Origin of the sequence: Pedobacter sp. (genome assembly GCF_035317785.1) — a bacterium.
Classification (GTDB): Bacteria; Bacteroidota; Bacteroidia; order Sphingobacteriales; family Sphingobacteriaceae; genus Pedobacter.
Genome location: NZ_DATHGC010000032.1, coordinates 1 through 9,644, shown reverse-complemented (window position 1 = coordinate 9,644; position 9,644 = coordinate 1). Strand labels below are relative to the sequence as shown.

General features: G+C 43.4%; 8 protein-coding genes. All 8 read left to right on the top strand.

The window, feature by feature from the left end:
- The coding region (locus VK541_RS02490) for a TonB-dependent siderophore receptor (protein ID WP_324366596.1) at positions 1–802 on the top strand (802 nt) is incomplete at its 5' end.
- A 59-nt stretch (positions 803–861) separates the two neighbouring features.
- Positions 862–2,079, top strand: a complete 1,218-nt coding sequence (locus VK541_RS02485; protein ID WP_324366594.1) for a PepSY-associated TM helix domain-containing protein — start codon at positions 862–864, stop codon at positions 2,077–2,079.
- A gap of 78 nt (positions 2,080–2,157) precedes the next feature.
- Positions 2,158–4,563 (top strand): TonB-dependent receptor domain-containing protein, encoded by a 2,406-nt coding sequence (locus VK541_RS02480; RefSeq protein ID WP_324366592.1) that lies wholly within the window; start codon positions 2,158–2,160, stop codon positions 4,561–4,563.
- Between the two features lie 77 nt (positions 4,564–4,640).
- On the top strand, positions 4,641–6,593 hold the full coding sequence (locus VK541_RS02475) for an LTA synthase family protein (RefSeq protein WP_324366590.1): 1,953 nt from the start codon (positions 4,641–4,643) through the stop codon (positions 6,591–6,593).
- Positions 6,594–6,604: 11 nt separating this feature from the next.
- Positions 6,605–6,973 carry a hypothetical protein gene (locus tag VK541_RS02470; RefSeq protein WP_324366588.1) on the top strand — a complete coding sequence of 123 codons (369 nt, stop codon included), beginning with the start codon at positions 6,605–6,607 and terminating at the stop codon, positions 6,971–6,973.
- 52 nt (positions 6,974–7,025) lie between these two features.
- Positions 7,026–7,772 (top strand): phosphatase PAP2 family protein, encoded by a 747-nt coding sequence (locus VK541_RS02465; RefSeq protein WP_324366586.1) that lies wholly within the window; start codon positions 7,026–7,028, stop codon positions 7,770–7,772.
- A complete protein-coding gene (locus tag VK541_RS02460) occupies positions 7,759–9,024 on the top strand; it encodes a TolC family protein (RefSeq protein WP_324366584.1) in 1,266 nt (421 codons plus the stop codon). The genes VK541_RS02465 and VK541_RS02460 overlap by 14 nt, the downstream gene beginning before the upstream one ends.
- Positions 9,025–9,026: 2 nt before the next feature.
- On the top strand, positions 9,027–9,644 hold a 618-nt coding region (locus VK541_RS02455; protein WP_324366582.1), incomplete at its 3' end, for an HlyD family secretion protein.

Here is a 9,644-nt window from a genome sequence, read left to right as displayed (position 1 = left end):
ACCAAAGATGGGACTGATCTACCAACCATTAAAATCCACTTCAATCTACGCCAGTTACTCGAACAACTTTACATCAAACACCGGAATCGACATAGCGACAAATGGCCCAATGAGGCCGTCTATTATAGACCAGTACGAAGCGGGAGTAAAAAATGACTTTTTGGATGGTAAACTGTCTGCAAACGTTGCATGGTATAAAATAGTTAATAATAAGTTCGCTCAAACAGCTGAACTCAACCTTACCGGTGCTCCAAACGGAGATACAAATCTTAAAGAATTTACAGGCGAGACTGCCAGTGACGGTATTGAACTTGACATTACCGGCACTATTGTAAAAGGATTAAATTTCATAGCTGGTTACAGTTACAATTATATGAGATATACCAGCACCTCTGAGACGAGAACCTACATAGATCCGGCTACCCAGAAAGAGACGGTAATCAGCGGTATCGTAGAAGGAGAACGTTTAGTAGGAACAACTAAGAATACTGCAAACGGAACGCTATTTTATACGCTTGGAAGTGGCAGATTAAAAGGATTGAAACTTGGTGCGTCCGCTTTTTACACTGGTGACCGTCTTGGTGGCAGGAATACCAACAAAGCAGGTACTTCTTCAGGAATTATCCCAATCAGTGGTTTTACTACTTTTGATTTTTCTACAGGTTATACTTATAGAAAGTTCACTATTCTGGGCAAATTGTCAAATATCACCAATGAGATTAACTATTATATTCATGAGAACTACAGCGTGAATCCAATAGCGCCGAGACAGTTTATTACTACTTTATCTTATAAATTCTAGAGGTTCTCTAATTCTAATTAATAGGGTAAATAAGCGGCTCATACCCAGACAAACACACCATGATCAAAAAAATATTTCGTACGATCCATCTCTATCTTGCATTAGCTGCCGGACTTGTAATCATGCTGTCATGCGCCACCGGTGCGATCATGGTTTTTGAAGAAGAACTGGATCATATGGTCAATCATGACAGATATTATGTGGAGCAGAAAGCAGAAAGACTTCCTTTGGATCAGCTATTGAATACAGCGGTTCATCAGCTGCCAAAAGCAAAAACTGCTTCGATAAAAGTATTTTCTGATCCGGGCAGATCTGTTGAGGTAGCATTGATGGTGCCGGAAAAGAAAGAGGCTGGTGATCGCGGAAAAGAAAAGCAGGGCGGATCGGACAGGAAAGGTGAGCAGGGCAAAAAAGGAGAAAAGGGGCCGAAAGGCGGAGGTAAGCCAGGTATTTTTGTTTACCTGGACCCTTACAACGGAAAAGTTCTTGATGTATATAGTAAAAGAGAATCTTTTTTTTTTCAGGTGGAGATGCTGCACAGATTTCTGCTTGGTGGTCAAAACAGTATAGGTAAGCTGATTATCGGCTTGTCAACATTGTCGTTTTTGATCATTACCCTTACAGGAATTATACTGTGGTGGCCGAAGAACAAAAACATCCTGATGCAGCGTTTAAAGTTTAAAACCGGCGGCAGCTTCAAGCGCCTGAACCATGATCTGCACATTGTGACTGGTTTTTATACTTCTATTTTTTTATTGGTGATTATTGTCACCGGGTTGGTTATGGCATTTGCATGGGCAAATAAAGGGATCTACAGTTTGACCGGGAGCAGTATGGAAAGTCCTGAGCCGTCGGTATCAGTGTATCAGCCCGGAAAGAAACCTGTCTCTGCGGAAGCAGCTTTAAAAAGCCCTCAATTGGCTAATGTGGAGTTTTATAATTTAAGGCTGCCTAAGGATTCTTCAGGTATTTATACAGTAAACGTACTGGCCAATGGCAATTCAGCCAACAGAACAGATACCTATTACATAGATCAGTACAGCGGTTCAGTTATTGGTCAGCTAAAATTCACAGATAAAAACCTGGGACAAAGAATCCGGTCGTATGTTAAGCCTTTGCACACAGGAGAATTATTTGGATTGCCTGGCAAAGTCATCAATTTTATATTAGTCATCCTGACATTTACTTTTCCTATTACCGGAGTGATCATGTGGCTTAACAGGATCAAAAATGGAAAGAAGAAAGGCCGTACTGCCCTTGAAAATCTATCAAGCTGATCACCCGGGGATCTGTAATGGCTTAGCATTCAGTATTTCTTCAAATTTGATATGCAGTTTTGAAGAAAAGATCACACCATGTATAGAGTTATCGCCCTTCTACTTTTAACGTTTCCTTTTTTTGCCGGTGCGCAGACCATTACAGGGGTTACTGTATCAGGAACTGTCAAAGATGTTAAGAAAATCGCCATCCCATATGTGAATGTGGCATTTAAAGCCGCCAAAGACAGCAGTTTTGTAGTTGGGACTGTTACCAGTGATGAGGGCCGGTTCAGCCTGGCTGGTGTAAAAAGCGGAAATTATATCCTGGAGATATCGATGGTGGGTTTTAAAACTGCCAGGCAGCTTTTTACAATCGGAACATTGAGCAGTTTCCTCGACCTGGGTACGGTTGAACTAGAAGAGGACGCCAGGTTATTGAATGAGGTCAAAGTGACCGCGGGACAACCTGACGGCGTCTCCGAAAAGATGGATAAAAAAACCTTTAACCTCGCAAACAATGCAACCCAAACAGGTGGTTCAGTATTGCAGGCCATGCAAAATCTACCGGGAGTTACTGTGCAGGATGGCAAAGTGCAGCTCAGGGGTAACGACAAGGTCGCTGTACTGATCGACGGAAAACAAAATGCAGTAACCGGATTTGGCAGCCAGACCGGACTTGACAATATTCCGGCTTCAGCTATTGAAAGTATCGAGATCATCAACAACCCTTCAGCCAGGTATGATGCCAATGGGAATGCGGGGATCATTAACATCATCTACAAAAAGAATAAGCAGGAGGGTTTTAACGGGAAAATAGGTTTGACAACAGGTCTCGGTGCATTATGGGTGAGGAAAGAAAACCTGCCCTCTATCAGGCCGCAATATCAGGCGACGCCTAAGCTGAACCCTTCCCTTTCCCTTAATTACCGTAAAAATAAACTAAATACTTTTTTGCAGGGTGACTGGCTGTATACACAGACCCTGAACCGGAATGACTTCGCACAGCGTGTTTACGACGATGGAACGGTGATCAATCAACAAGTAAAAAGGAACCGGACGACAACATTTTCAACAATCAAGATCGGAATGGACTGGAACCCGGATGATAAAAACACCTTTACGGTTTCCGCCTATCTGAACAGGGAAAAAATCCTGGACAGGGGGGACATTCCTTATTTTAATGGTGACCTAAGTGTGCGCAACAGACTTTGGCAATTTCTGGAAGATGAGGTCAAATATACGGCTACCGGGTCTGCGCTTTATCAGCATAAATTCACTCAACCCGGACATTTGCTCAATGCGGGTTTCAATTATACATTCCACAGGGAAGATGAAAAGTACTTTTTTACCAACATCATGCCGTCTTTTACCGGTGAAGATTCGTTTAAGCTCCTGTCAGATGAGCATGTTGCAGACTTCAATTTAGATTATAGCAAGCCATTGAAACATGGTCGCCTGGAGGGTGGTGTGAAATTCAGAAGAAGGACAATACCTACAAATATGCAGTTCTTCCCAGGATTAAATTCACCCCTGGATGTAAATGCCGGTGGCTGGGCAGATTATAAAGAAACCATCCCGGCGGTATATGGCAATTACGTTTTTGAGAGCAGCAGGTTTGAACTCGAAGCAGGCCTTAGATTTGAATATGTCAAGGTGAATTATGACGTCAATCCAAACCACAATACTTATACCAGTGACGGTTATGATTATACGCGCCCTTTTCCAAATCTTAGGCTGGGCTATAAGCTCAATGATAAAAATAAGTTATCTGTGTTTTACAACGAGCGGGTTGACCGGCCTAATGAAGTAGATATCAGGATCTTTCCCAAGTATGATGAACCTGAAGTAATCAAAGTGGGGAACCCTACCTTACGGCCACAGTTTACCAAAAGCATAGAACTGGGTCATAAACTGACCTGGACTAAAGGAAGTGTTTATTCAGCGGTTTACCATAAAATGGTTGATGCAACCATTAGCAGAATCGCAACAGCTGTTCCCGGAAATACGTTGATCTACAATATTTTCCAGAATGCGGGCAAAAGCCGGAATACCGGTGGAGAGCTTACGTATCAGCAGACGCTGGCTACCTGGTTCTCCTTCAATACAAGTGCGGCACTGTACAAAAATACTATAGACGCATTTACTATAAACAACAGGTATCCCGTTCCGACAACGTATACCATGGCCAGGGAAAGTATTACTTCCTGGAACGCTAAACTAAACGGGATGTTTAAGCTGCCTAAGAAAACTGAACTTCAATTCTCTGCGATATACCTTGCGCCCGATATCATTCCGCAGGGAAAGATAGGCTCCAGGTTTTCCATGGATATGGGCGCGAAGAAACAGATCCAAAATGGCCGGGGGGAGCTGTTCTTAAATGGCACTGACCTGTTCAATACATTGAATCCAAAAAGAGAAGTGAGGGGCAATGGCTTCAGCCTGATCAGTACCGACTATCTGGAAACCCAGGTATTCAGGCTGGGTTATAGTTATAAGTTCTAAAGTCTCAGGATTGGATCAATAGCTAAATTCAGAATTTCTACTAAATTCAAAACTACGTTTGCATATATAGCATAAATATGTTTAACCGGGTATTCAGGAGCAGGTACAGTGTCCTGTTTTCTTTTATTATAGTTTTTGTTTTAACATCCTTCCTGATCAGGGCCTCATTGCTCATCGTTTCTCTGCCCAAAACTGATTTCAGTTTGATTGGTGTAGTCCGGATATTTCTCCTGGGGCTGGACTACGACATTGGCGTTGCCTTGCTGCTGACAGCCGTTTATAATTTGTATCTGCTGTTTTTGCCCGACAAATGGCTTGATTCAATGGGCAATAAAGCCATCACTTATGCCGGCTTATTTCTTGCACTGCTGATCTCTTTTTTTTCTTTCTTTGCGGAATTAACTTTTTGGCAGGAATTCGAAAGCAGGTTCAATTTCATTGCGGTTGATTACCTCATTTATACCTACGAGGTGGTCAATAACATTAACGAATCTTACCCCTTGCCATTATTAATAGGCAGTGTTCTGGTTCTGGTGATGCTGGTTATCTGGCTATTTGGCAAAAAGAAGATATTCCAGGTGTCATTTGAGTCATCCATGTCGTTTAAAGCACGGTTGTTAATTTCATCCGTTTTGCTGGCTGTGACCGTTTCCTATCCACTTTTGCTGAGCAACGCCTACGCAGAATCCAGTGCTAACCGATATGAAAATGAACTTTCCAAAGCGGGAATCTATTCTTTCTTTTCGGCTTTTAAAAACAACGAACTGAACTACAACGACTTTTATTCATTACTGCCAACAGACCAGGCCTATAAGCTGATCAGAAAAGAATTGCAGGAGCAGCGAAGTACTTTTTTGAGTAATGGCAGTTCCATTAAAAGGACAATCAAAAACAATGGGAAATTTTATAAGCCGAACGTGATCATGATTACCGTAGAAAGCCTGAGCGCCGATTTTATGGAACATTTTGGCAATTCACAGCATTTAATGCCTGTACTGGATTCGCTGGCAGACCAGAACCTGATGTTTAGCAATATGTATGCTACCGGAACCCGGACAGTGAGAGGGATGGAGGCCCTGAGTTTAGCCATACCCCCTACACCAGGCAGCAGCATCGTCAGGCGGCAGGATAACCAGAACCTGACCACGGTCGGCCATATCTTTGAGCGGGCAGGTTATAGCAGGACCTTCTATTATGGCGGTGACGGATATTTCGACAATATGAATGAGTATTTTGGCAGTAATGGATTTGACATTACAGATCGCGGCCGCAATCTGAAGATCAATGATACCTATTTGACCAAAAGAACAGTAATCCCGGACAATGAAGTTCATTTTGAAAATGCCTGGGGAATCAGTGACGGAGACCTGTTTGAAGCAGTAGTCAGTGGGGCAGACAAAGATTATCAGAGTGGGAAACCATTTTACGATTTTGTGATGACGACCTCCAACCACAGACCGTTTACTTTTCCTGAAGGCAAAATTGACCTGAAGCCTGGCAACCGTGAGGCCGCTGTCCGGTATACGGATTATGCAATCGGAAGCTTTTTAAAGGAAATTCAAAAGAGACCCTGGTACAAAAATACGGTGGTGATCATTGTAGCTGATCATTGCGCAGGAAGTGCGGGTAAAAGTGAGATAGAGATCAGCAAATACCATATCCCCTGCATGATCCTGAACCTCCCGAAAAAAGGAAAGAAGGTGATCGATAAAATGTGTTCTCAAATTGATCTCTATCCTATACTGTTCAGTCTGCTGGGCTGGAGTTATGAGAGTAATCTGTATGGTCAGAATGTTTTGGACCCTACTTTTCAGCCCAGGGCGGTATTAGGTACCTATCAGAAGCTGGCTTATCTTAAAAATGACAGTCTTGTCATCCTGGGTCCACAGCAAAAAATTGAAACCTTTTTATACCTGAAATCAGACGATATACAAAAGCCAGACAAATTATCGAGCAATGTAATTGATCAGGCAAAAGCAAACTATCAGACCGCTTATGATCTTTTTAAAAGTGGCGGATTACACCAATAATCTCAACTAAAATGTACTCAAAACTGGGAAACCTCATCTGGAAGGAAATGAAAATACAGGGTGTTACCCAATCTGCATTGATAAAGACCCTCGATATGCCCGGTTTGCGACTGGCCGAGATACTTAAAAATGAACAAATAGATGTGTATCTTCTGGCAACGATCTCCAGGGTGCTCAAAAAGAATTTTTTCCAGTACCTGGAAGCGGATGAACTGGACAAGGTGCTCATCACCGATAAAATCAAAGTGCTAAAAGGAAAAATTGCGGACCTGATTGACACTAGTAATGAGAAGGATATACTGCTGCAAAACAGAAACAGGGAGATCAATAAGCTGCTGACTACAATCGAAAGACTTCGGAACGGAAGTACAAAAGACTAAATCCAGAATTTCTACATAATTGTCGGGTAGCTTAGCTTCAAAATACATTGTTATGCGGCTTAATATATTTTGGTTATATATCGTTTTGTTGTATATGGGGTCACCCCTGATGGGTGCAGCACAAGTACAGGATACTTCTTATGCTAAACCAAAGATCAGTTCATTTATCATCCCCACAGTTTTTATAGGGTACGGACTGGTTTCTCTCGCTGGCAAAAACCCGGTCAGGGACCTGGATCTGACCACTAAGGACGAACTCCAGGAAGATCATCCATTGTTTGCCGCCCATGCAGATGATTACCTGCAGTTCGCACCGGCAGCAGCGGTATATGGACTGCACATTGCGGGCATCAAAGGAAAACATTCTTTAGCCGACGCGACCGGACTTTATGTTTTGTCTGAGGCTATTATGGGCGGTACTGTGTCTGGCTTAAAATCCTGGACACACAGGTTGAGGCCTAATGGATCGGGGTTCAATTCATTCCCTTCAGGGCATACAGCCAATGCATTTGCCTCGGCTGAATTCTTGAATCAGGAGTATAAAGATACCCATCCCTGGATCGGATATGCCGGGTATACGGTCGCGACAGGGACAGGCGTACTCAGGATGTACAACAACAAGCATTGGCTCAGTGATGTAGTGGCGGGCGCAGGTTTTGGGATATTGTCCACCAAGATCTCCTATTTGCTGTATCCTAAATTAAAACAGCTCTTCCTGGGTAAAGGCAGCTCAAATTATAACCTGGTTCCTTCTTATCAGCAACACAGTTTAGGGTTTTCATTCAATGGTACGTTTTAGAAAAATTCTGTTTACAGCAATAATTTACTCATCAGCCTTCAGGCAGGGTGCAGTTGCCCAGACGACTGTTAATGGCAAAAAAGACCTGGAATACTTCATTACACGGGCAACAGCTTCATCACTGCTGATCAAGGACTTCAGTAACCAGGTGCTGATCAATAAAATTGACAGCATGCGTATCCGGTCGGGATACGGGCCGAAGATTACGGCCAGTTCGACGGGGCTGTATGCACCCAGGATACATGGCTATGGCTTTGATGAAGTCATGACAAACGGCCAATCCTTAGACGCCTTGCTCAATGTAAACTATGCGCTGACCGGTAAAGACATGAAAGCCAATCAGACACGTTCACTGGCATTGCAGCGGGATTCATTAAATTATGCAATAGGGATGTCCAGGCTGGACCTGCAGAAGGCAATCACTGAGCAATACCTGCAGGCCTATGACAGCCAGCAGCAGGTGGAGTTTAACAGGGATGTTTTTGGCCTGCTAAAAAACGAGGAAGTGCTCTTAAAGAAGCTAACCAGGTCAAATGTCTATAAGCAGACCGAATACCTTACTTTTCTGGTTACTTTCAGGCAGCAACAATTACAGTATAAGCAGGCTGAAGTGCAGCTGAAAACTGACCTGGCTAACCTGAACTACCTGGCGGGAATCAAAGACACAACCGCCGCCATACTGGTCGAACCCAAGTTGAAACAGGAGGGAGCCGTCCGTTCAGGCAACAGCTTTTTTTTCAAACGTTTTGAGATTGATAGTCTCAAAGCAGTTATCGACAGAAAAGCAGTTGATTTGAGTTACAGGCCCAAGGCGGGTATCTATATTAACGGAGGCTACAATTCCTCACTGGTCCTTCAGCCTTATAAAAATTTTGGAGCCAGTATCGGGTTCACGGTATCGGTACCGATCTATGACGGACACCAAAGGAAAATGCAGCAGGACAAAATTAACCTTCAGGCCCGGACAAGTGCTGACTACCGCAGTTTTTTCCAAAGCCAGCAAGCCTTGCAGATCGATATGCTCTATCAGCAAATAGAAGCTACAAAAGCATTATTCGGGCAAATCGACGAGCAAATTAGGTTAACCAGAGGACTGATCGACGTAGACAGTAAACTGTTGCGTACCGGCGACATTAGGGTTGCCGATTTCGTGATTGCTATCAATAATTACATGGTCGCTCAAAACCTCAGGCGGCAAACAAATATAAACAGGTTAAAACTCATCAGCCAACTTAGTTACTGGAACCATTAATTATGCAGTTAAACAAAATTACATCGATATTTAGTCCTTTTGTCCTTTTTACTGGGGTGGCTATCCAAGTGTCATGCGGCCAACAAGCCGATACCACTGCTGAATCTACCCCGGAAGTTGTTTCCCAGGTACAAGTTACACGAGTCAGCCATTCAGCGCTTGCAGACTATATCGATTTGACCGCTGTATCGTCCTTCCAGCAAAAAAGTTATGTGAAGGCAAACATCAATGGCTATGTCCAGTCTGCCAGTGCTGTTGCCGGGCAACAAGTTCATACCGGCAAAACTCTCTTCAGTCTGATCACTAAGGAAGCCAGGGCCATCGGCAATTCCGTAAATAAACTGGATCCGGGACTTCAATTTTCAGGAATATCAGTTATTCGGGCTGATCAGCAGGGTTTTGTTACATCAGTGAGTCATCAAAAAGGGGATTATGTACAAGATGGTGAGGCACTTGCAGTGATCAGTAACCAAAACAGCTTTGTTTTTTTACTCGATCTGCCTTATGAACTGCATGGACTCGTTCACGGCAGGCAGCCACTAAGCCTTACACTGCCGGACGGTACTATGCTTTCCGGAACAATAACAGGTTCGCTGCCAGCTGTAGACTCTCTGGCCCAG